A 22886-nucleotide genomic window follows, 5' to 3' on the forward strand; every position below is an offset into this window, starting at 1 on the left:
CGATGATCGATCAACGCGCCCGTCTCGCCGAACACGGCATGTACCGCCCCGAATTCGAGGGCGATGCGTGCGGTGTAGGTCTCGTCGCCGCCACCGATGGCCGCGCGTCGCGGCGTGTCGTGCAGTCCGCGGTCGATGCGCTCAAGGCCGTGTGGCACCGCGGTGCGGTCGATGCGGACGGCAAGACCGGCGACGGCGCAGGTCTGCATATCGACCTGCCGCTGCGCTTCTTCGACGATGCGGTCGCCGCGTCGGGACACAAGGTTCGCCCGAACCGTCTCGCCGTCGGCATGATCTTCCTCCCCCGCACCGATCTCGGCGCGCAGGAGGATTGCCGGACGATCGTCGAGAGCGCGATCATCGAGGCGGGCTACACCATCTATGGCTGGCGCCAGGTGCCGGTCGACGTGTCGGTGATCGGCCAGAAGGCGCAGGCTACGCGCCCCGAGATCGAGCAGATCATGATCGCCGGGCCGCTGCCGGAGGAACAGGACGCCGCCGAGTTCGAGAAGACGCTGTACCTCGTCCGCCGCCGGATCGAGAAGCGCGTGATCGCGGCGCAGATCCAGGGCTTCTACATCTGTTCGCTGTCGTGCCGCTCGATCATCTACAAGGGGCTGTTCCTCGCCGAATCGCTCTCCGTCTTCTACCCGGACCTGTGCGACCAGCGCTTCGAGAGCCGCGTCGCGATCTTCCATCAGCGCTATTCGACCAACACCTTCCCGCAATGGTGGTTGGCGCAACCGTTCCGCTGCCTCGCGCACAACGGCGAGATCAACACGATCCGCGGCAACAAGAACTGGATGCTCAGCCACGAGATCCGCATGGCGAGCCTCGCGTTCGGCGACAATTCGGAGGACATCAAGCCGGTGATCCCCGCCGGCGCGTCCGACACCGCCGCGCTCGATGCCGTGTTCGAGGCGATCTGCCGCTCGGGCCGCGATGCGCCGACCGCCAAGCTGATGCTAGTCCCCGAAGCCGCCAGCCCGGACATGCCGCCCGAACATACCGCGATGTACCAGTATCTCGCGTCGGTGATGGAACCATGGGACGGCCCCGCCGCGCTGGCGATGACCGATGGCCGCTGGGCGGTCGCGGGCATGGACCGCAACGCGCTGCGCCCTCTCCGCTATACGCTGACGTCGGACGGCCTGCTGATCGTCGGCTCCGAGAGCGGCATGGTCGTCGTTCCCGAATCGACGATCGTCGCCAAGGGCCGGCTCGGACCAGGCGAGATGATCGCGGTCGACCTCGACGAAGGTCGCCTGCTCCAGGATCGCGAAGTGAAGGATCGCATCTCTGGCGAGGCCGACTACGCCGCGATGATCGGCGAATTCCACACGCTCGCCGACCTGCCCTCGGTCGAGGACGCGATCGTCCGCTACGACCGCGCCGAGCTCGCACGCCGTCAGGTCGCCGCGGGCCAGACGATGGAGGACATGGAGCTGATCCTGTCGCCGATGGTCGAATCCGCCAAGGAAGCGATCGGATCGATGGGTGACGACACGCCGCTCGCGGTTATCTCGGACAAGCCGCGGCTGATCAGCCAGTTCTTCCGCCAAAACTTCTCGCAGGTCACCAACCCGCCGATCGATCCGCTACGCGAGCGCCACGTGATGTCGCTGAAGACGCGGTTCGGCAATCTCGCCAACATCCTCGACGTGCGCGACCAGCGCGAGCGCGTGCTGGTGCTCGATTCGCCGGTGCTGACGGGCGAACATTGGTCGCGGCTGAAGGCGCATTTCGGTAACGCGGTCGCCGAGATCGACTGCACGTTCGACGTCGGCGGTGGCCCCGAAAAGCTGCGCGCGGCGATCCAGCGGATCCGCAACGAGGCGGAGCAGGCCGTCCGCCAGGGCAAGAGCGAGATCTTCCTCACCGACGAGGCGATCAGCGAAGACCGGGTCGGCATCGCCGGCGTGCTCGCGGTCGCCGCGGTGCACACACACCTCGTTCGCCGTGGCCTGCGCTCCTATGCGTCGATCAATGTCCGCTCGGCCGAGTGCCTCGACACGCATTATTACGCGGTGCTGATCGGCGTCGGCGCGACCACCGTGAACGCCTATCTCGCCGAGGCCGCGATCGTCGATCGCCAGTCGCGCGGGCTGTTCGGCGATCTCGACCTCGCCGAATGCCTCCGCCGCCACCGCATCGCGGTCGAGGAGGGGCTGCTCAAGATCATGTCGAAGATGGGCATCGCGGTCATCTCGTCGTACCGCGGCGGCTACAACTTCGAGGCGGTCGGCCTGTCGCGCAGCCTGGTCAACGACCTGTTCCCCGGCATGCCCGCCAAGATCAGCGGCGAGGGCTATGCCTCGCTCCACGTCAACGCGACCGATCGCCACGAAGCGGCATTCGACCCGGCGGTGGCGACGCTGCCGATCGGCGGCTTCTATCGCCAGCGCCACACCGGCGAGACGCACGCCTATTCCGCGCAGCTGATGCACCTGCTCCAGACCGCGGTCGCGACCGATAGCTATACGAGCTACCTGCAATTCTCGCGCGGCGTGTCCGATCTGCCGCCGGTGTATCTGCGTGATCTGCTTCAGTTCAACTTCCCTGCGGAAGGCGTTCCGGTCGACCAGGTCGAGGCGATCACCGAAATCCGCAAGCGCTTCGTGACGCCGGGCATGTCGCTCGGCGCGCTGTCGCCGGAAGCGCACGAAACGCTGGCGATCGCGATGAACCGGATCGGCGCCAAGGCCGTGTCGGGCGAGGGCGGGGAGGACAAGTCGCGCTTCGTGCCGTACGCGAACGGCGACAACGCCAACTCGTCGATCAAGCAGGTCGCGTCCGGCCGGTTCGGCGTGACGGCGGAATATCTGAACGCGTGCGAGGAGATCGAGGTCAAGGTCGCACAGGGTGCCAAGCCCGGCGAAGGCGGCCAGCTGCCCGGCTTCAAGGTCACCGAGTTCATCGCCAAGCTGCGCCATGCGACGCCCGGCGTGACGCTGATCTCGCCGCCGCCGCATCACGACATCTACTCGATCGAGGATCTCGCGCAGCTCATCTACGACCTGAAGCAGATCAACCCGCGCGCGCGGGTCTGCGTCAAGCTGGTCTCGTCGGCGGGCATCGGTACGGTCGCGGCGGGCGTGGCGAAGGCGCATGCCGACGTGATCCTGATCGCCGGCCATGTCGGCGGCACCGGGGCATCGCCCCAGACGTCGATCAAATATGCCGGCACGCCGTGGGAAATGGGCCTGTCGGAGGTCAACCAAGTGCTGACGCTCAACGGCCTGCGCGGCCGCGTGCGGCTGCGCACCGATGGCGGGCTCAAGACCGGGCGCGACATCGTCATCGCCGCGATCCTCGGCGCGGAGGAGTTCGGGATCGGCACGCTGTCGCTGGTCGCGATGGGCTGCATCATGGTGCGGCAATGCCATTCGAACACATGCCCGGTCGGGATCTGCACACAGAATGACGCGCTCCGCCAGAAGTTCGTCGGCACGCCCGAGAAGGTGATCAACCTGATGACCTTCATCGCCGAGGAAGTCCGCGATATCCTCGCGCGGCTCGGCGTGAAGAGCCTCGACGACGTGATCGGGCGGACCGAACTGCTGCGGCAGGTCAGCCGCGGCGCGGAGCATCTCGACGATCTCGATCTCAACCCGATCCTGGCGAAGGTGGATGCCGACGATTCGCAGCGCCGGTTCAGCCTGTCGACGTTCCGCAACGAAGTGCCCGATAGTCTCGACGCGCAGATCATCAAGGACGCGTCCGCGGTGTTCTCGCGCGGCGAGAAGATGCAGCTGACCTATTCGGTGCGCAACACGCACCGCGCGGTCGGCACGCGGCTTTCGTCGGAGATCACGCGGAAGTTCGGCATGTCGACGCTCGCGGACAATCACGTGACGATCCGTCTGCGTGGGTCGGCGGGCCAGTCGCTCGGCGCGTTCCTGTGCAAGGGGATCACGCTCGAAGTGTTCGGCGATTCGAACGATTACGTCGGCAAGGGGCTGTCGGGCGGCACGATCATCGTCCGGCCGGCGGTGAGTTCGCCGCTCGCATCGCAGGACAACACGATCATCGGCAACACCGTGCTCTACGGCGCGACCTCGGGCCGACTGTTCGCGGCGGGGCAGGCGGGCGAGCGCTTCGCGGTCCGCAACTCGGGCGCGATCGTCGTCGTCGAAGGCTGCGGCGCGAACGGGTGCGAGTACATGACCAACGGCATCGCCGTGGTACTGGGCGCGGTCGGCGCGAACTTCGGCGCGGGCATGACCGGCGGGATGGCGTTCGTCTACGATCCCGACGGCGTGTTCGCGAAGCGCGCCAACCCCGAGAACATCACCTGGGACCGCGTGAAGTCGCTCCACTGGGCTGACGTGCTGCTCGACCTGGTTCGCGATCATGCCGACCACACCGATAGCAAATGGTCGAAGGGCCTGCTCGAGGACTGGGACCGGGTCGCGCCGCATTTCTGGCAGATCGTGCCCAAGGAAATGCTGACCCGCCTGAGCCACCCACTCGACGACAGCGCCGAGTTGGTAGCGGCGGAATAGCCTCTTCAGGCCTACCACCCCGGCGAAGGCCGGGGCCCAATTGGAAAGGTTGGAGTAACGGAACGCGGACCTCCGTTAGCGATGTCTCCCAATTGGGCCCCGGCCTTCGCCGGGGGGGGGGGGGCAAGTTAGAGGGGTTCACGCGGAGACGCGGAGACGCGGAGCTAAAGTCCCTCTGCATCTCTCTTATTGCGATCGGTGGTGAAGGAGCTTCGCTCGCTGCGAACGTAACACCTCCGCGTCTCCGCGCCTCCGCGCGAACCAAATCTTCTTACGCGACGCCAACCCGCGCTAGTGACACAGCCGCCCCCCACCGCCTAAACGGATGGCATGTGGCAGCTTTATCAATTCCCCCTGTGTCCCTTCTCGCGAAAGGTGCGCCTGCTGCTGGGCGAGAAGGGGGTCGGCTACGAACTGGTGCGCGAATCGCCCTGGGACCGCCGCGACGAGTTCATGGACATGAACCCCGCCGGCCAGACCCCGGTGATGGTCGACGCGTCGCGCGGCGTGGCTCCGCTGATCGATTCGATGGCGATCTGCGAATTCTTCGAGGAAACCGTCGAGAAGGCGGCGATGATCAACGGCACCGCGACCAACCGCGCCGAGATCCGCCGGCTGGTCACGTGGTTCGACACGCATTTCTACCGCGACGTCACCGGACCACTGCTCCACGAACGCATGGTCAAGCGCCTCGCGCACCGCACCGCGCCCGACGCGAAGGGCCTGCGCGAGGCGATGAAGGCCGCGGTCGGGCATCTCGACTATATGGATTACCTGCTCGATCATCGGAACTGGCTCGGCGGCGCGACAATGAGTCTCGCCGATCTCGCGGCGGCCGCGCAGATATCAGTCACCGATTATCTCGGCGGGATCGACTGGAAGGGCCACGACCAGACCGCGCGCTGGTATCGCGGCTTCAAGAGCCGCCCGAGCTTCCGCCCGCTGCTGTCCGAGCGGATGGAGCTGATCTCACCCCCGGCGCACTACGACAATGTCGATTTCTGACCAGATCGCGTTCGCGGACTTCGCGAAGGTCGACATCCGCGTCGGCACGATCGTCGAGGCCGAACCCTTTCCCGAAGCGCGCAAACCCGCGATCAAGCTGCGGATCGATTTCGGTGCGGAGATCGGCGTGAAGCGCTCGTCCGCGCAGATCACCGAGCATTATACGCCGGAGACGCTGGTAGGCCGTCAGGTCGCCGCGGTGGTCAACTTCCCGCCGCGTCAGATCGGCCCGATGATGTCCGAAGTCCTGACGCTCGGCTTCCCCGATGCGGACGGCAAAGTGGTGCTGATTTCGCCGACCGGACCAGTCCCGAATGGCGGCCGGCTGTTTTGAACCGTCCGGTCGCCGCCTAAATCCGTTCCCCCGCGAAGGCGGGAGCCCAGGGTACCAGTCGAAACGCTCGTGGCTCCTGGACCCCGCTTTCGCGGGGGAACGGTAGGGAGGGGAGAATGCCCTCGATAGGCGCCCCTTACTGGCGCAGGTCGTTCTGCGTGATCGGCACGATCTTCACCTCGACGCGACGGTTAGCCGCCCGACCCGCATCGGTATCGTTCGACGCGATCGGCTGCGTTTCGCCGTAGCCGCGCGTGCCGATGCGCGCGGTCTGCACGCCGTGGCCCGCCAGATAGTCCGCGACCGAGCGCGCGCGGCGCTCGGACAGCGTCTGGTTGTACGCGTCGCTGCCGGTCGAATCGGTATGCCCGTACACGTCGATATACGTCTGGTTGTACTGCGACAGCGTATCCGCGACCTGGTCGAGCGTGCGCTGGAACTGCGGCTGCACGTTGGCGCTGTCATACGCGAAGGTGATGCCCGACGGAATGTTCAGCACCAGATCGTCACCCTGGCGGATCACCTGCACGTCGGTGCCCGCGGTACGCGCGCGCAGGTCGCGCTCCTGCTTGTCCATGTACGCGCCGATACCCGCACCCGCGAGACCACCGATGCCCGCGCCCAGCAGCTTCTCGGTCCGGTCATGCCGACCACCGACCACGTCGCCGAGCAGATAGCCGCCCAGCGCGCCACCGATACCGCCGAGAGCGGTCTTCGAGATCGTCTGGCGACCCGTCTCCGGATCGGTGGTGCAGCCGCTGGTGGCGATCAGTGTGGCAATCGCAGCACCTGCGAACATCTTGGTTTTCATAGATAATCTCCCTGGGACGTGTTGGATGACGGCATTTCGCCTGATACCGCCGATAACCCGGTGTCGCGACGATTGTTCCGCCTGCGCACTGAACCGAGCCTGACCATCTTCGCGGTCCGATGTCGAGTATGCGCAGGCCAGTACGTAAGGACGGTTGTGCGACGGACCGTTGTCCTGCAAAGAGCGCGTGAGCCAATGGCACCGCTTCCCCCCTTCCCCTGGATCGACGTCGCGATCATCCTCGCGCTCGTCGCGTTGAACGGCGTGTTCGCGATGAGCGAACTCGCGATCGTCTCCGCACGCAAGGCGCGGCTCGAGGCGATGGCGCGCTCGGGCAAGAAGGGCGCGCGCGCCGCGCTGCTGCTCGCCGCCGACCCCGGCAAATTCCTGTCGACCGTCCAGATCGGCATCACGCTGATCGGCATCCTCGCGGGTGCCTATTCGGGCTCCAGCCTCGGCATGCCGACCGCCGCGCGGTTGCAGGCGTGGGGCCTGTCCGCCTCGACCGCCGAGACCGCCGGGTTCGCGATCGTCATCGGCCTCACGACATACGCGTCGCTAATCATCGGCGAGCTCGTGCCGAAACAGTTCGCACTGCGCGCGCCCGAGGCGATCGCCTCGTTCATGGCGCCCGTCATGCGCTGGCTCGCGATCGGCACCGCGCCAATCGTCTGGGTGCTCGATTCGACCAGCGCGTTGATCTTCCGTGCGCTGCGCCTGAACCGCGAATCGGAAGAACACGTCACCGCCGAAGAACTCCACATGATCGTCGCCGAGGCGTCGAAATCGGGGATCATCGAGGAGCATGAGCGGTCGATCATCTCGGGCGTCGTCCGCCTCGCGGATCGTCCGGTGCGCGAAGTGATGACGCCGCGCACCGAGATCGACTGGCTCGACTGCGACTGGGGCCCCGACGAGATCCGCGAGACGCTGCTCGCATCGCAGCACACCCGCCTGCCGGTCGGCGAAGGCTCGATCGATACGGTCAAGGGCGTCGTCCAGGCGCGCGACATCGCCGCCGCGCTGTTTCGCGGCGAGCCGATCGACCTGCGCGCGCTGATGCGCAAGGCGCCGGTGGTGATCGACCAGATCGACGCGATGGATGCGCTGCTCGCGCTGCGCGAAGCCGAAGTGCCGATGGCGCTGATCCATGACGAATACGGCCATTTCGAAGGCATCGTCACGCCCGCCGACCTGCTTGCGGCGATCGCCGGCGAGTTCAAGTCGGACTCGGATCCCGACGATGCGCCTTCCGTCGTGGTGCGCGACGACGGCTCGCTGCTGGTGGCGGGCACGATGGCGGCGGATTCGCTCGCCGATCGCCTCGGCATCGACCTGCCCGAGGACCGCGACTACGCGACCGTCGCAGGGTTGGCGCTGTCGGTGTTCCGCCACCTGCCGGGCGAGGGCGAGAGCTTCGTCGAGCAGGGCTGGAAGTTCGAGATCGTCGATCTCGACGGGCGGCGGATCGACAAGCTGCTGGTGAGCGAAGTCTGAGGGCTTACGCGGCGCGGGTAAGATCGAACACGGCGTCTCCGTTCTGCACCACCCCGGCGGAGGCCGGGGCCCAGTTGGCAAGGCCGCAGTAACGCAGCGCAGTCGCTAGTTTTCGACGTCCCCCAACTGGGCCCCGGCCTCCGCCGGGGTGGTGGTCGATTGGGAGACTTGTTCCCTCCTTAAGGACTCGTTCCTCTTACGCCGAGGACGCGCTGACCCCCACCTTCCGTTCGTCCCGAGTAGCTGCTGAGCTCGTCGAAGCGGCGTATCGAAGGACAGGTTGGCGCGCGGAACTCATGCTTCGATACGCGCCCTCGATACGCTCCTGACGGAGCTACTCGGTCTCTACTCAGCACGAACGGAGGGGGGCAGGAGAGAGGGGAAGGAGGAAGTAAGCCAAAACTAGACCATTCGGCTCCGTCCCCTTCTACTGACCGGTTTCGGCCGCGGGCTTCGCATCAACCTGGGGCGTCTCAACCACCGGAGTCTTTTCAGGCACCTCCGAAACCGGCCTAGCCCCAGGCTCCAGGTCGCTCGGCACGAACGGCACGACGCTTGGCGGCGGCCCCGACATCCCCGCCGGATCGCCCTCGACCCGCCCGTGAAGATGGTCGATCTCGGCCTGCCGCCGGTTGAGATAAAACGACCGCGTCGCCGCATACGGATCGGGCGAATTGTCGTGCAGGTCCTTCAGCGTCTGGTCGAATTCCGACCGGTGATCGAGCGCACCCAGGATACCCGCCGGAATGGCGTACGCCGTGCTGGTGAACGGCTTGCCGATGGCGACCGGCAGGATCAAACGATCGACCGCACCGCCGAGCAGATCGCGGATCGTCGTCGGTCCGACCAACGGCAGGAACAGGAAAGGGCCGTTCTTGACGCCGTAATAGCCGAGCGTGTTGGCGAACCCGTTCGACCGCCGCGGCAGGTGGAACGGTTTCTTCTTGGCGACGTCGAGCACCCCCGCCACGCCAATCGTCGTATTGATCGCGAACCGCCCGACCGTCTCCGCCGCCTTGCCCGGCTTGAATTGCAGCAGGAAGTTCAGGAAGACGATCGGCTCGCGCAGATTGTAGAGGAAATTGTGGATGCCGCGCCGAATGGGGCTCGGCACGGTCTTCTTGTAGGTCCGCGCGACCGGGCCGATCACCGCGTCGTCGACCTTCTGCGTCACCGCGAACGACTCGGCGTTGACCGCGCGCAGCGGATCGCCCGCGCTCTCCTTGCGGCCGGTGACGATGATGTCGTTGGGCGTCCGTTGGACAGGCGGAGTCCCCAGTGGAGCGGGACCAACCGGCGGAATGTCCTGCGTCGGCAGCCCCTGGGCGAAAATCTCGATCGCCGGAAGCGACGCGGCCAAGGCTAGCGGCGAAACCGCCATCGCCGCGACTGGCTCGAAGTCACCCGCGAACGGCGACGATACCGCGCCGGGCAGCGCGACGCTTGCACCGACGCCAGGTAACGCTATCGGCGCGGCCGTCACGTGAACGGGGGCAGCCGTCAACAGCATTGCGCTCATCGTTACCAGCATGTGCACTCATCGCCCTGTTGTCGGCCGCTCTCCTACATCGAGATGCGACGCACCTGACATGCCCGTCGGCGCGCGTGGAGCATAGAGCCAATCGTCATCCGCGCGTGCGGATCGAGGTTAACCGATCGCGCGACGCCCCGTCCCGATCCGTCGGGAGCGAAGGCGTAGCTCAGAGCTTGCCGAACACCGCTTCGAAGCCGGCCTTGTCGCCAGCCGCCAGCAATCGCGCCTGTTCGATCCAGCGATCGCGGCCCATCCGACCGGTGAAGTTGCCGAGCTGCGCGTCGATGCGCTGCGCCTCGCTGTCCGACAGCGCCGCCATCTCGCCGACCGTCGCGACGCCGAGCGCGCCAAGCTGTGCCGCGACCTTCGGCCCAAGCCCCTTCAACTGCGTGACGGGACCGTCTGCATAGGACTGGGTCGGGGCTGCCGGTGCGATCGGCGTCGGCGCTGCGACCTCGGTCGCTGGGCTAGCCTCCAACGGCGACGCTGCCGCGATCGGCTCGTCGGCTAGCCGCTCGGGCGCCGCCGCGGAGTCGTCCGGTGCGTCTGCAATTGGCTGTACGGGCGGAGCAGCGGCAGGGGTTGGTGCAGGCGCGCTCTGACTAGACGGCACATCCCGCGGTGTATCTGCTGCCCGAGCCGCCGGTACCGGCGATTGGGCAGGGGCAGGGGTGGGGGCAGCGGCTACCGTCTGCGTCTGGCGCTGGGACTGCTCGACCCTGCGCTCGTCGGCGACGGGATCCGCCGAGACCGGTTCGGGCGCGACCCCAGCCTCCTCGGCGTGCGCGATCACCTCGTGCGACGCCTTGGTGCGGCTGCGCTTGGCCTTGATGCCCCACAGCAGCCCAATGATGACAAGGACCGCCAGCACCGCGATGATCGCGAAGTGGATCGCGGTCAGCGTCCCGATGCCGTCAGGCAATAGGCTCAGGCCCGAGGCGGAGGTCGAGGAAGTTTCGTTCATTCCCATACCGTAGCGTCACCCGCGAAGGGCGGCGAGACCTAATCCGCGAGCGCCGTCACCGTTCAGTCGTTCGACGATGCCGGACGATTGCCGTCACGCGCGGCGAGTTCGGTCAATTGCAGGAATTCCTGCCGCCAGTAACCGTCCGCATGGCTCGCCAGCGCCCGCATGTCCGCATAGCGATATTGGCTGAGATACGGGTCGCCGCGCAGTTTCTGCCCGAACGCCGCCACCGCCGTCGCGAACGCGAAGTCGCCGGACGGCGCGGTGGCATCGCGGATCAGCGCCGCGGGGACCGGCCGAACGATCTCCCGCGAGGTCGTTCCGTCGGGCAGCTTGTAGCGCAGCTTGACCACCGCCAGTTCGGTCCCGGCCGAGGGCGCTGCCGCCGTTCGGTTCGCAGGATAGCGCCGCGTCGGCACCCAGCCCTTCGCGCCGACCGGCACGATCTCATACAAGGCGGTCACCTGATGCCCCGCGCCGATATCGCCGGCATCGACCGCGTCGTTGGTGAAATCCTCCTCCTTCAAGGCGCGGTTTTCGTAGCCGATCAGACGGTATTCGCTGGCCTGGGCGGGATTGAACTCGACCTGCACCTTCACGTCCTTGGCGATCGTGACGAGCGTCGCGGACAGTTCGTCCTCCAGCACCTTCTTCGCCTCCAGCGCGCTGTCGATATAGGCGTAGTTGCCGTTGCCGACGTCGGCGATCCGCTCCATCATCGCCTCGTTATAATTGCCCGTGCCGAACCCGAGCGTGGTCAGCGTGATGCCATCGTCGCGGTTTGTCTTGATGAGCGCCTCCAACACCTTCGTATCGCTGATCCCGACGTTGAAATCGCCGTCGGTCGCGAGGAATATCCGGTTGACTCCACCCTGGCGGAAATTCGCGCGCGCCGTTGCATAGGCCAGTGCGATGCCTTCGCCGCCCGCAGTCGAACCACCTGCGCTGAGGCAGTCGAGCGCCGCCTTGACGTATCCCTTGTTCGCGGTCGGTTCGAGGACGATGCCGCTGTTGCCCGCATAGACCACGATCGACACCCGGTCGGCCGGTTCGAGACGGTCGGCGAGGCCCATCAGCGCCGCTTTCACCAGCGGCAGTTTGTCGGGCGAGTCCATCGACCCGGACACGTCGACCAGGAAAACGAGGTTCGCCGGCGGGCGCGTCGCCCCCGTCACGTCATACCCGCGCAGGCCGATCCGGAGCAGCCGCGTCTCCGCATTCCACGGCGTCCGCGCGACGTCGGTCGTCACGCTGAACGGTACCGCGCGGTCCGTCGGGCGTGGATAATCGTAGCGGAAATAGTTGATCATCTCCTCGGTCCGCACCGCGTCGGCAGGCGGCGTTTCCCCCTTCGTCAGGAAGCGGCGGGCGTTGGCGTAGGACCCGGTATCGACATCGACCGAGAAGGTGGAGACCGGGTTCGTCGCGACCTGCTGGACCGCAGCCACCGCGCGGCCATCATAGCGTTCGGTGTTCTCAGGCGATCCGAAGGGCGCGGGCCTTTGCATCGCAAAGCTCTGGGTGATGGGTGCCATGGGAGCGCCGGGTGCCGCGGGCGCCATCATCGGTACTGGCGCGGGTGGCGGGGGAGGCGGCGGCGGGGGCGGTCCCGGGGGCGGGGGCGCGACTCTCGATCCCGTGACGACGATGTTGCCGCCCGTTCGCCCCGATCCGCGAGGATCAGGATCGGTCACCCGGCATCGAACCGGGGAGTCATTGCCGACGGTAGATCGCCTGGCGATCTGAACGGGCGGCAGTGGCGCGGCCGACGTCAGGATCAGCGCCACGATGGCAAGCGACGGTACGGACAAGATGCGCATCGCAACCACTTTCCCGGATGATAGTCGCGGAGAGTGTCACGTCGCCCGAGTCCGTTCAAGCGACCCGTTCAGCCCTCTCGTTCAAGCCCCGCGCGCGATCTCGCGCCAGCCGATGTCGCGGCGGTAGAAGCCTTCCGCGAAATCAATCGCCTCGACCGCGCGATACGCGTTCGCCTGCGCCATTGCGACGGTGTCGCCGGTCGCCGTCACCGCAAGAACGCGCCCGCCGGACGCGACCAGCCCACCATCTTCCAGCCGCGTGCCTGCGTGGAACACCGTGCCGCCCGCGGCCCGCGCCGAGTCCAGCCCGACGATCGACCCGCCCGCCTTGGGCGTCCCCGGATACCCCTCCGCCGCCATCACCACCGTCAACGCGGTCTCGTCGCTGAACTGCGCTGCCGGCATATCGCCGAGACGCCCTTCCGCGGTCGCCAGCATCGTCGCGAGCAGGTCGCCCTGGAAGCGCATCATCAGCACCTGCGTCTCGGGATCGCCGAACCGCGCGTTGTATTCGATCAGCTTCGGCCCCTGCGGCGTCAGCATCAGCCCAGCGTACAGCACGCCCGAGAACGGCATGCCTTCCGCCGCCATGGCCGCCACCGTCGGCGCGACGATCTCGTCGATCGCGCGCTTCTCCAGCGCCGGCGTCAGCACGAGCGCAGGGCTGTACGCGCCCATGCCGCCGGTGTTCGGCCCGGTATCGCCTTCGCCAACGCGCTTGTGATCCTGCGCGGAGCCGAACGGCATCAGCGACACGCCGTCGGTCAGCACGAAGAGGCTCGCCTCCTCGCCCTCGAGGAATTCCTCTATCACCGCCTCGGCTTCCCCGTCCGCGAACAGCGCGTCGAGCGCGGCATCGGCTTCGGCCGCGCTGAACGCGATCACCACGCCCTTGCCGGCTGCTAGCCCGTCCGCCTTGATGACCACCGGCAGCGAGAAGGTGCGGGCAAGCGCGATGTCCGCCTCTTCGCGGGTCTTGACGCGGACATAGCCCGCGGTCGGAATGCCGGCGCGAAGGCACAGATCCTTGGTGAAGCCCTTCGACCCCTCCAACTGCGCCGCCGCCTTCGAAGGCCCGAACACCGGAACGTCCGCGTCGCGCAGCGTGTCCGCCAGCCCATCGACCAGCGGCGCCTCCGGCCCGATCACGACCAGCCCGACCTCATGCTCGCGCACGAACGCGACGACCGCGCTATGATCCGTCGCATCGAGCGGCACGAGCGTCGCAACACGCGCAATCCCGGGGTTGCCCGGCGCGGCATACAGCGTATCGAGGCCGCGAGATTGCACCAGCTTCCACGCGAGCGCATGTTCGCGCCCCCCCGAGCCCAGCAGCAGGACGTTCATGCCCGATCCCTTTTCCGATGACTTGTCCAGCGACATGGGCCGGCTGGTAGCCGAGCAAGTCCCCGGCGACAACGCACTCGCCATGTCGGTCGGCGAACTCGCGTTCAAGCTGAAGCGGATGGTCGAGGGCGAATTCGGCCATGTCCGTCTGCGCGGCGAGATCTCGGGCTGGAAGCGCGTCGCGTCCGGGCATTGCTACATGTCGCTCAAGGACGACCAGGCGGTGATCGACGGCGTCATCTGGAAGGGCAATGCGTCGAGCCTCGCGTTCGTGCCGCAGGACGGCATCGAGGTGATCGCGACCGGCAAGCTCACCACCTATCCCGGCCGCTCGAAATACCAGATCGTCATCGAGCGGATGGAGCTGGCAGGCGCCGGCGCGCTGATGGCGCTGCTTGAGAAATTGAAGGCGAAGCTTGCTGGCGAAGGGCTGTTTGACGGCGCGCGGAAGAAGCGCCTGCCGTTCATGCCGAAGGTGATCGGCGTCGTCACCTCGGGCACCGGCGCCGTGATCCGCGACATCCTCCACCGCTTGGAGGATCGCTGCCCGACGCACGTCATCGTCTGGCCGGTGAAGGTGCAGGGCGAGGGTTCCGCCGCCGAGATTGCCGCCGCCGTCCGCGGGTTCGATGCGCTCGCCCCCGGCGGTCCGGTGCCGCGTCCCGACCTCGTCATCGTCGCGCGCGGCGGCGGTTCGGTCGAGGACCTGTGGTCGTTCAACGAGGAGGTCGTGGTCCGCGCGGTTGCCGCCTGCACGATCCCGATCATCTCCGCTGTCGGGCACGAGACCGACACCACCTTGTGCGACTTCGCCGCCGACCTGCGCGCGCCGACGCCGACCGCCGCGGCCGAGATCGCGGTGCCAGTGCTAGCGGACCTGCGCCTGACAATCGACAGCCACCGCAACCGCACCGAACGCTGCGCGCGCCGCCATGTCGAGCGCGGTCGCGAACGGCTCGATGCGCTCGCACGCCTGCTCCCGAAGCGCGACCAGCTGCTCGGACCGCAGCGCCAGCGCGCCGACGATTTCGGTCAGCGGCTCGATCGCGGGCTTGAGCGCCGCCTGACGCTCGCGCGCGGCAGTCTCGATCGCTCGGGCGCCGCACTCCGTCCCGCCACGCTGGAGCGCAAACTCGAAGCGAAACGCGCGCAGCTTGATGCGACATGGCGGCTCGTCCAGTCGCTCAACCCCGACGCGATCCTCGACCGCGGCTATGCCCGCGTCACGGCGCGTCCCGGCGGCGAGACGCTCGCGTCCGCAACGTCGGCGCGCGACGCGGGGACGTTGACGCTTCACTTCCGCGACGGCGTGGTGGACGCGGTGACGGACACCGGCCTTGAGCGCCCCGCCGCCAAAACCTATGCTGCCCCCAAGGCCAAGCCCGCGTCGGACCCGACGCCGCGCCAGCCGACCCTGCTGTAGAGAAGACCCGCAATGCTGATGTCCAACTCCGACCGCGCCGCGCGGCTGCACTACATGGCCAACGGTTTCCGCGTGCTCAGCCCCGGCGACCACGTCGCCTGTGCCGCCACCGGCCACCGCATCGCGCTCGAAGACCTGCGCTACTGGAGCGTCGCGCGCCAGGAAGCCTACGCCACCGCCGCCGCCGCCAGCGAAGCGATGGCGCCACGATGATCCGCGCGGCGGTGTTCGTCCTGCTGGCTGCATCCGGTGCCGCCGCCCAGCAAGCACCGCCCTCGAATACCGCGCTCCAGTCCACATTCCGCTGGACCGGCACGCTCAGCCAGGGCGGGCTGATCCTCGGCACCGCCCCCACCGGTACCCGCACGCTCATGCTCGACGGCAAGCCGGTCGCGCTCTCCCCCGACGGCCGCTTCATCGCCGGTTTCGACCGCGACGCCAGCCCGCAAGCGACGCTGATCGCGACACTCGCCGACGGCCGCAATGTCACGCAAAGCCTCTCGATCGCACCGCGGGCGTGGCGGATCGAGCGGCTGAACACGCTCCCCAAATTCCCCACGCCAGACCCGGTCTTCGCCAAGCTCCGCCCGCCCGAACTCGCGCAGATCGTCGCCGCCCGCGCGCGCATTACCGACGCGCAAGGCTGGCGGCAGTCCTTCGCATGGCCCGCCACCGGTCGCATCTCCGGCCTGTTCGGATCGCAACGCGTCTATAAAGGCGAACCCGGCAGCTATCATTCAGGCACGGACGTCGCCATCCCGACCGGCACGATCGTAACCGCCCCCGCCGACGGCGTCGTGATCCTCGCCGCAGACCACCCCTTCACACTGGAGGGCAACCTGCTGATGCTCGACCACGGCATGGGCCTGAACAGCGCGTTCCTCCATCTGTCGCGGATCGACGTGAAGCCCGGCGAACACGTAACCAAGGGCCAGCCGATCGGCGCCTCCGGCATGACCGGCCGCGCCACCGGCCCCCACCTCCACTGGGCGCTACGCTGGAACGACGCCAAGCTCGACCCGATTCTGGCGGCCGAGGCAATGCGGTAATACGATCAGCTCATTATCGTGCGCGCTTATGGGGATGGGAGTAATAATCTGGCGATCAAGGCCGTTGGTTTACCAGTCATGTGTCATTTCTAACACTAGCGGAAAACAAACTGCACTAGGCGGAAACGGGCACCTTTACAGTTTCAAGACAGGGCTTCACTCTTGGTTCATATTCCGTGCAACCGCCGAAATCGGCACTCGGAGTTTTAGTGGTTCTCGCAGCGGATCGTCAGGGCGGCTGTCGAGAACTGAACAAGGGGAAGCTACGTGGTTACAATGTCTCGTTTCACGTCCAAGGCGCTGTTGCTGGCCGCAGCGACACCGTTCGTCTTCGCAATATCCGCACCCGCGATGGCGCAGGTCGCAGCCGCTCCCGCGGCGTCGCCGAGCGACAGCCAGGCTGTTCCTCAGGATCCCGCCGGTAGCGAGACCGCAACCGCGGTTCAGAGCACGCGGACGGCGCCCGAGCAGGCCGCAGCAGCTGATAACGGTCAGGATATTGTCGTCACCGGTACGTTGTTCCGCGGTACCGACACTACCGCATCGCCGGTCACCACCATCACGGCGCAAAATCTGGACCAGCGCGGCATCAGCACCATCCAGGAAGGCATTCAGCGTCTTTCGGCGAACAACGGTCCGGCACTGACGAACAGCTTTACCGCCAACGGTGCATTCGCATCGGGCGCTTCCGCAGTGTCGCTGCGTGGCTTGTCGACCAATTCGACCCTCGTGTTGTTCGACGGTCTGCGCGCCGCCTATTACCCGCTGGCCGATGACGGCACGCGCGCGTTCGTCGATCTCAACACCATTCCTGACGATATCGTCGATCGTATCGACACGGTGCTCGATGGCGCTTCGTCGACTTACGGTGCTGACGCGATCGCCGGCGTGGTGAACATCATCACGAAGAAGTCGTTCAAGGGTGTTTCGGGTCGTGCCGAAGGTGGCATCTCGGAGCGCGGCGACGCGTCGCAGTATCGCCTGTCGATGACCGCCGGCGTCGGTGATCTGAGTGAAAACGGCTACAATGCCTATGTCAGCGGCTTTTACTATCAGCAGGATCAGCTGTTCAATCGCGACCGCAAGTACCCGTACAACACCAACGATTTCCGCGGTGTTTCGCAGGACGGAACCCAGGGCGTAAACAACACCATCAACGGTGTTCAGGCGGACGGTGGGCTCAACGGGTTCAACTTCGGCACTCCGCTTGTCGTGCGTCCGCGCAACGCGGCGACCGGCGCAGCGATTCCGGGCGTCAGCAGCCAGTACCAGTATCTCAACGGCTGCACGAACGGTTCGACCCCCTACAATCTGACCGCTGCCGATCGGGCAAACGCCGTCAACGCCGCTTCGCCAAACACCGTTTGCCAGGAAGATCTGGTCAACCGCTACGGCGTCATCAACCCCTTCATCCAGCGGTACGGTGCTTCCGCCCGTGTCACTGCAAAGTACGGCAATGACGGCGAGGCGTACGCTGCGTTCAATTTCGTGCAGACGGACACGGCGGTCGATGGCGCACCCGTTGCGATCCGTAACAACGCACCGGCGCCGTTCTACTTCCCGCGCTACAGCACGGCGTCGAACGTCGCTGCGTACGGCAACAACACGATCCTGCAGCTTCCGGTTTATGTCTGTGCTTCGGGCGTCAACTGCGCAGCGGCAGCGGATCGCCGCCTGAACCCCAACAACCCGTACGCCGCACAGGGCTTCACGGCGGCACTAGGTGGGCGCATTCCCAACCTGCCGACGCATGACGAGACCCGAACCCGTGGATATCGCGCCGCGATTGGGGCAAAGGGCACGCTGACCGGCGATTGGCAGTACAACATCAGCGCGACCGCGATGCACATCGATCTGCGCCGCAAAAGCGACGGGTATCCTTACATCCAGAACCTGCTGAACGCGATCAACACGGGCAGCTATAACTTCCGCGATCCTGCGGCAAACAGCGCTGCGACGTTGGCACTCATCGCGCCGACCGCAATTGGTAACTCCACGTCGGACCTGGACGAGTTCGATGCCAGCGTGACCGGCAAGCTCTTCGATCTTCCCGGCGGTCCGCTCCAGTTGGCTGTCGGCGGCGCGGTTCGTTACGAAGCCGTCGATTCGCCAAGCATCAATTCGGACCTCAACGGCCCCACGCAGCGCTATTTTACGCTGAACGGGTTCGCACTGAAGGGTAGCCGGACGGTATTCTCGGCGTACGGCGAGTTGAACGCACCGATCATCGACCAGGTTACGCTCAGTGCCAGCGGTCGTTACGATCGGTACCCCAACGGTATCGATAATTTCTCGCCGAAGGCCGGTATCGTCTTCAAGCCGGTCCGCCAGTTGACGCTGCGCGGCACATATTCGCGCGGGTTCCGTATCCCCAGCTTCGGCGAGTCGAGTGCGACGTTCCCGACGACAGGCTACGTCACGGCGAGCCGGGGTATCTATAACGACGCGTACCTGCGCCAATATGGCTGTTCGCTTGCAACGTACACGACGTGCCCATCCTATCTGACCTCCGCTTCCTATGGCGCCACGTCGTTGTCCAATCCGGAGCTCAAGCCGGAGAAGTCGCGCAGCTTCACCGGTGGTGCGATCCTGGAGCCTATCCGCGGTGTTACGCTGAAGGCGGGCTACTACAACATCAAGAAGACGAACGTCATCACGACGGCCAACAACTCGCCGGCGATCCAGGCGTACTACAGCGGTCAGGCCGTTCCTGCGGGCTACAACATCATTCCCGATGCCGTCGACGTGAACAACCCGAACGCCACGCCGCGTATCGCGTTCGTCCAGTCGGGCTTCATCAACGCCAACACGCTCAAGACGTCTGGTATTGATTTCGGGGCAGACGTGCAGTTCCCGATCGGGCAGCATGTCAAGTTCAGCACCAACGCTCAGGCGACGTACATCCTGAAGCTTGAGACTGAGTTCCCGGATGGGACGGTCGAGCGCTACGATGGTACGCTGGGTAACTTTAACCTGACGGCTGGTTCGGGCACGCCGAAGTGGCGCGGTACGCTGACGTCGACGATCGATATCGACGACACCTTCCTGCTCAGCGGTACGGCCAACTATTTCGACGGGTATGATCTGTCGGCAACCGATCAGGGTACCGGCTACAAGGATTGCGGTCTGAACGATGGTTCGCTGCCATGCCACACCAGCGATTACGTCACGGTGGATCTGACCGCCCAGGTGAAGATCAACGATGCCTTCACCTTCTACTTCACGGCGCAGAACATCCTCGACGATTTCCCGCCCATCGATACCGTCACCTACGGTGCGAACGGCTACAATCCCGTGCAGGGCGGCGAGGGCATCCTGGGTCGTTACTTCAAGGCTGGTGTGAAGGTCGGCTTCTAAAACGCCTGTCACGCCAAGGCACTCTGGGCCGCTCCACATCGGAGCGGCCCTTTTTTTGTTAGGCGACCCGAAGCACCAGCTTGCCGTCACCCTCGTCGACCTTCACCGTCGATCCGTCCTTCACCTCGCCGCGCAGGATCATGTCGGCGAGTGGGTCCTGCAGATAGCGCTGGACTGCACGCTTCAACGGCCGCGCGCCGTACACCGGGTCGTAGCCGACCCGACCCAGCCACGCGCGCGCGGCGTCGGTCAGGTCCAGCACGATCTTGCGATCCGCCAGCAGCTTGTCGACACGGCTCACCTGGATATCCACGATCGGTGCCATGTGCGACTGGCCGAGGCGGTGGAACAGGATCACCTCGTCGAGCCGGTTGAGGAACTCCGGCCGGAAGTGCGACCGGACGATCTCCATCACCTGCGGCTCGACCGACGACACGTCGTCGCCTTCGCCCATGTTCGCCAGATACTGGCTGCCGAGGTTGCTCGTCAGGATGATCAGCGTGTTGCTGAAGTCCACCGTGCGCCCCTGGCCGTCGGTCAGCCGCCCGTCGTCGAGCACCTGCAACAGCACGTTAAACACGTCGCCGTGCGCCTTCTCGACCTCGTCGAACAGGATCACCTGGTACGGACGCCGCCGCACCGCCTCGGTCAGCACGCCGCCTTCCTCGTATCCGACATAGCCCGGAGGCGCGCCGATCAGCCGCGCGACCGCGTGCTTCTCCATGAACTCGCTCATGTCGATGCGGACCATCGCCGATGGATCGTCGAACAGGAATTCGGCCAGCGCCTTGGTCAGCTCGGTCTTGCCGACGCCGGTCGGTCCGAGAAACAGGAATGAGCCGAGCGGCCGGTTGGGATCCTGCAACCCCGCCCGCGCGCGGCGGACTGCAGTCGAGACGGCTTTCACCGCATGCGCCTGGCCGATCACGCGCTTGCCAATCGTCGCTTCCATCGCGAGCAATTTGTCGCGCTCGCCCTGGAGCATCCGTTCGACCGGAATGCCGGTCCAGCGGCTGACCACGCCGGCGATGTCGTCCGCGGTCACTTCCTCACGCAGCATCGCGCCCTTGGTCGCCCCCGCCGCCTCGTCGAGCTGGCGCTGCAACCCCGGGATCGTCCCGTAGGAAAGCTCGCCTGCCTTCGCCAAGTCACCTGAGCGTTGCGCCTGCTCCAGCTCCAGCCGCGCGGCATCGAGCTGTTCCTTCAGCCGCGCCTCGGCGTTGATCTTGTCCTTCTCGCCCTTCCAGCGCGTCGTCAGTTCGGCGGACTGCTCCTCCAAATTGACGAGTTCGCCCTCCAGCGTGTCGAGCCGGTCCACCGACGCGTCGTCGGTCTCGCGCTTCAACGCCTCGCGCTCGATCTTGAGCTGGATGATCCGCCGGTCGAGGTTCTCGATCGCCTCGGGCTTCGATTCCACCTCCATGCGGATTCGGCTTGCCGCTTCGTCCATCAGGTCGATCGCCTTGTCGGGCAGGAAGCGGTCGGTGATGTAGCGGTTCGACAGCGTCGAGGCGGCGACGATCGCGCCGTCGGTGATCCGCACGCCGTGATGGAGTTCGTACTTCTCCTTCAGCCCGCGCAGGATCGAGATCGTGTCCTCGACGGTCGGTTCGCCGACCATCACCGGCTGGAACCGCCGCTGCAACGCCGGGTCCTTCTCGACATACTTGCGGTATTCGTCGAGCGTGGTCGCGCCGACGCAATGGAGTTCGCCGCGTGCCAGCGCGGGTTTCAGCAGGTTGCCCGCGTCCATCGCACCCTCGGATTTACCCGCGCCGATCAGCTGGTGCATCTCGTCGATGAACAGGATGATGTCGCCCTCGGCGGCCTTCACCTCGTCGAGCACACCCTTCAGCCGCTCCTCGAACTCGCCGCGATATTTGGCACCCGCGATCAGCGAGCCGAGATCGAGCGACATCAGCCGGCGATCCTTCAGCGTGTCGGGCACGTCGCCATTGGCGATCCGGAGCGCCAGCCCTTCGGCGATCGCCGTTTTCCCGACGCCGGGTTCACCGATCAGCGCGGGGTTGTTCTTGGTGCGACGCGCGAGGATCTGGATCGTGCGACGAATCTCCTCGTCTCGGCCGATCACGGGGTCGAGCTTGCCGTCACGCGCAGCCTGGGTGAGGTCGCGCGCGAATTTCTTCAGCGCATCATAGCGGTCCTCGGCGCCCGCGGTGTCGGCGGACCGACCCTGCCGCAGGCCGTTGATTGCGGTGTTCAACCCCTCAGGCGTCACGCCGCCGGCCTTTAGTGCTTTTCCCGCGGCAGTATTGAGCGACAGCGCTAGCGCAACCAGCAGGCGCTCGACGGTGACGAAGCTGTCGCCCGCCTTGCTCGCGATCTGCTCGGCTTGGTCGAGCACGCGCACCGCATCGTTGTCGATCCCCGGCGTAGTCTGCGCGCCCGAGCCCGACACGACGGGAATCTTCGCGAGCGCGAGATCGGTCTCGGACGTCGCACGCTTGGCGTCGCCGCCCGCGGCCGCGATCAGCCCGGCGGCCATGCCCTGCTCGTCCTCCAGCAGTGCCTTCAGCAGATGTTCGGGGGCGATCCGCTGGTGGTTCATGCGGATCGCGACGGTCTGCGCGGATTGCAGGAAGCCCTTCGCGCGGTCGGTGAATTTGTCGATGTTCATGACGAATTCCTGTGGGATTGGTTCGGCGTTGGCCGAAAGATGGTGTTGTATTTGGGCAACACAAGAGGCGGGCGCAGGTCGGATGCTAGGGCGAGCGCGAGGCATCCGGAATAGCGTTTATTGTCGGTATCGAAGCGCCGCCGTCATCGCTATGTTCAGGTTCGCATGCTATATGCAGCGCGTGTCCACAGCGCTCCCCCATACCTACGCCATCGGCATCGAGCCGGCCGACATCGACTTCATGGGTCACGTCAACAACGCGAACTATCTGAAGTGGGTACAGGCCGCGGTGATCGACCATTGGCAGCGTCTCGCGCCCGCCGAGGCGGTGGCCGGGCACCTCTGGGTCGCGCTCAAGCACGAGATCACGTATCGGAAACCGGCGTTCCTCGACGACGACGTCATCGCGACGGTGTTGCTAGAGAAGGTCCAGGGCGCGCGCGCGTTCTACGAGACGATCATCAAGCGCGGCGAGGACGTCCTGGCCGAGGTGAAGTCGAGCTGGTGCTGTCTCGATGCCGAGACGCTGCGCCCGTCGCGGCTGGCGAACAGCGTCGTCGAGCATTTCTTCCCGAAGACCGACCCTAAGGACTGATACG

Annotated in this window: 15 protein-coding genes; 9 read left to right on the forward strand and 6 right to left on the reverse strand. The window is 66.0% G+C overall.

All coding sequences use genetic code 11. The features are described from left to right. Nucleotides 1–2 precede the first annotated feature (2 nt). The 3 genes from gltB (at nucleotide 3) to O6X71_RS07035 (ending at nucleotide 5844) form a co-directional block, all read left to right on the forward strand. Nucleotides 3–4505, forward strand: coding sequence for a glutamate synthase large subunit (gene gltB, locus O6X71_RS07025; protein ID WP_353465188.1), 4503 nt, complete (start codon nucleotides 3–5; stop codon nucleotides 4503–4505). Between the two features lie 330 nt (nucleotides 4506–4835). Continuing rightward, nucleotides 4836–5510 (forward strand): glutathione S-transferase family protein, encoded by a 675-nt coding sequence (locus O6X71_RS07030; RefSeq protein ID WP_056054264.1) that lies wholly within the window; start codon nucleotides 4836–4838, stop codon nucleotides 5508–5510. Next, nucleotides 5497–5844 (forward strand): tRNA-binding protein, encoded by a 348-nt coding sequence (locus tag O6X71_RS07035; protein WP_353465189.1) that lies wholly within the window; start codon nucleotides 5497–5499, stop codon nucleotides 5842–5844. The genes O6X71_RS07030 and O6X71_RS07035 overlap by 14 nt, the downstream gene beginning before the upstream one ends. 136 nt (nucleotides 5845–5980) lie before the next feature. Here O6X71_RS07035 and O6X71_RS07040 read toward each other — a convergent pair whose 3' ends face one another. Further along, a complete protein-coding gene (locus O6X71_RS07040) occupies nucleotides 5981–6655 on the reverse strand; it encodes an OmpA family protein (RefSeq protein WP_353465190.1) in 675 nt (224 codons plus the stop codon). A gap of 195 nt (nucleotides 6656–6850) precedes the next feature. Between O6X71_RS07040 and O6X71_RS07045 the strand changes: the two genes are divergently transcribed. Beyond that, on the forward strand, nucleotides 6851–8152 hold the full coding sequence (locus O6X71_RS07045) for a hemolysin family protein (RefSeq protein ID WP_353465191.1): 1302 nt from the start codon (nucleotides 6851–6853) through the stop codon (nucleotides 8150–8152). A 427-nt stretch (nucleotides 8153–8579) separates the two neighbouring features. Here the strand turns inward: O6X71_RS07045 and O6X71_RS07050 are convergent, their stop codons facing one another. The 4 genes from O6X71_RS07050 to purD all read right to left on the reverse strand — a co-directional run bounded on the left by O6X71_RS07050 (nucleotide 8580) and on the right by purD (nucleotide 13820). Beyond that, nucleotides 8580–9671, reverse strand: a complete 1092-nt coding sequence (locus tag O6X71_RS07050; RefSeq protein WP_353465192.1) for an MlaA family lipoprotein — start codon at nucleotides 9669–9671, stop codon at nucleotides 8580–8582. Between the two features lie 181 nt (nucleotides 9672–9852). After that, the gene (locus O6X71_RS07055) at nucleotides 9853–10650 is read right to left on the reverse strand and encodes a hypothetical protein (RefSeq protein WP_353465193.1); all 798 of its coding nucleotides are present in this window, start codon (nucleotides 10648–10650) and stop codon (nucleotides 9853–9855) included. Nucleotides 10651–10712: 62 nt separating this feature from the next. Next, nucleotides 10713–12188: a vWA domain-containing protein gene (locus O6X71_RS07060; RefSeq protein WP_353465194.1), complete on the reverse strand. Its 1476-nt coding sequence runs from the start codon at nucleotides 12186–12188 to the stop codon at nucleotides 10713–10715. Nucleotides 12189–12554: 366 nt separating this feature from the next. After that, nucleotides 12555–13820 carry a phosphoribosylamine--glycine ligase gene (gene purD, locus O6X71_RS07065; protein ID WP_353465195.1) on the reverse strand — a complete coding sequence of 422 codons (1266 nt, stop codon included), beginning with the start codon at nucleotides 13818–13820 and terminating at the stop codon, nucleotides 12555–12557. Here purD and xseA point away from each other — a divergent pair. The 4 genes from xseA (at nucleotide 13819) to O6X71_RS07085 (ending at nucleotide 19649) form a co-directional block, all read left to right on the forward strand. Then, a complete protein-coding gene (gene xseA / locus O6X71_RS07070; protein ID WP_353465197.1) occupies nucleotides 13819–15243 on the forward strand; it encodes an exodeoxyribonuclease VII large subunit in 1425 nt (474 codons plus the stop codon). The genes purD and xseA overlap by 2 nt on opposite strands. Before the next feature lie 12 nt (nucleotides 15244–15255). After that, entirely contained in the window at nucleotides 15256–15456 is a 201-nt protein-coding gene (locus tag O6X71_RS07075; RefSeq protein WP_055881745.1) for a DUF2093 domain-containing protein, read from the forward strand. Next, on the forward strand, nucleotides 15453–16292 hold the full coding sequence (locus O6X71_RS07080; protein WP_353465198.1) for a M23 family metallopeptidase: 840 nt from the start codon (nucleotides 15453–15455) through the stop codon (nucleotides 16290–16292). The genes O6X71_RS07075 and O6X71_RS07080 overlap by 4 nt, the downstream gene beginning before the upstream one ends. Nucleotides 16293–16568: 276 nt before the next feature. Beyond that, nucleotides 16569–19649, forward strand: a complete 3081-nt coding sequence (locus O6X71_RS07085; RefSeq protein WP_353465199.1) for a TonB-dependent receptor domain-containing protein — start codon at nucleotides 16569–16571, stop codon at nucleotides 19647–19649. 58 nt (nucleotides 19650–19707) lie between these two features. Here O6X71_RS07085 and clpB read toward each other — a convergent pair whose 3' ends face one another. Then, nucleotides 19708–22287 carry an ATP-dependent chaperone ClpB gene (gene clpB, locus O6X71_RS07090; protein WP_353465200.1) on the reverse strand — a complete coding sequence of 860 codons (2580 nt, stop codon included), beginning with the start codon at nucleotides 22285–22287 and terminating at the stop codon, nucleotides 19708–19710. A gap of 181 nt (nucleotides 22288–22468) precedes the next feature. Between clpB and O6X71_RS07095 the strand changes: the two genes are divergently transcribed. Next, complete coding sequence (locus tag O6X71_RS07095; protein ID WP_056064733.1) at nucleotides 22469–22882, forward strand: acyl-CoA thioesterase; 414 nt, start codon at nucleotides 22469–22471, stop codon at nucleotides 22880–22882. Nucleotides 22883–22886: the final 4 nt, after the last annotated feature.

It is taken from the genome of Sphingomonas faeni (assembly GCF_040407505.1).
GTDB lineage: Bacteria > Pseudomonadota > Alphaproteobacteria > Sphingomonadales > Sphingomonadaceae > Sphingomonas > Sphingomonas faeni_E.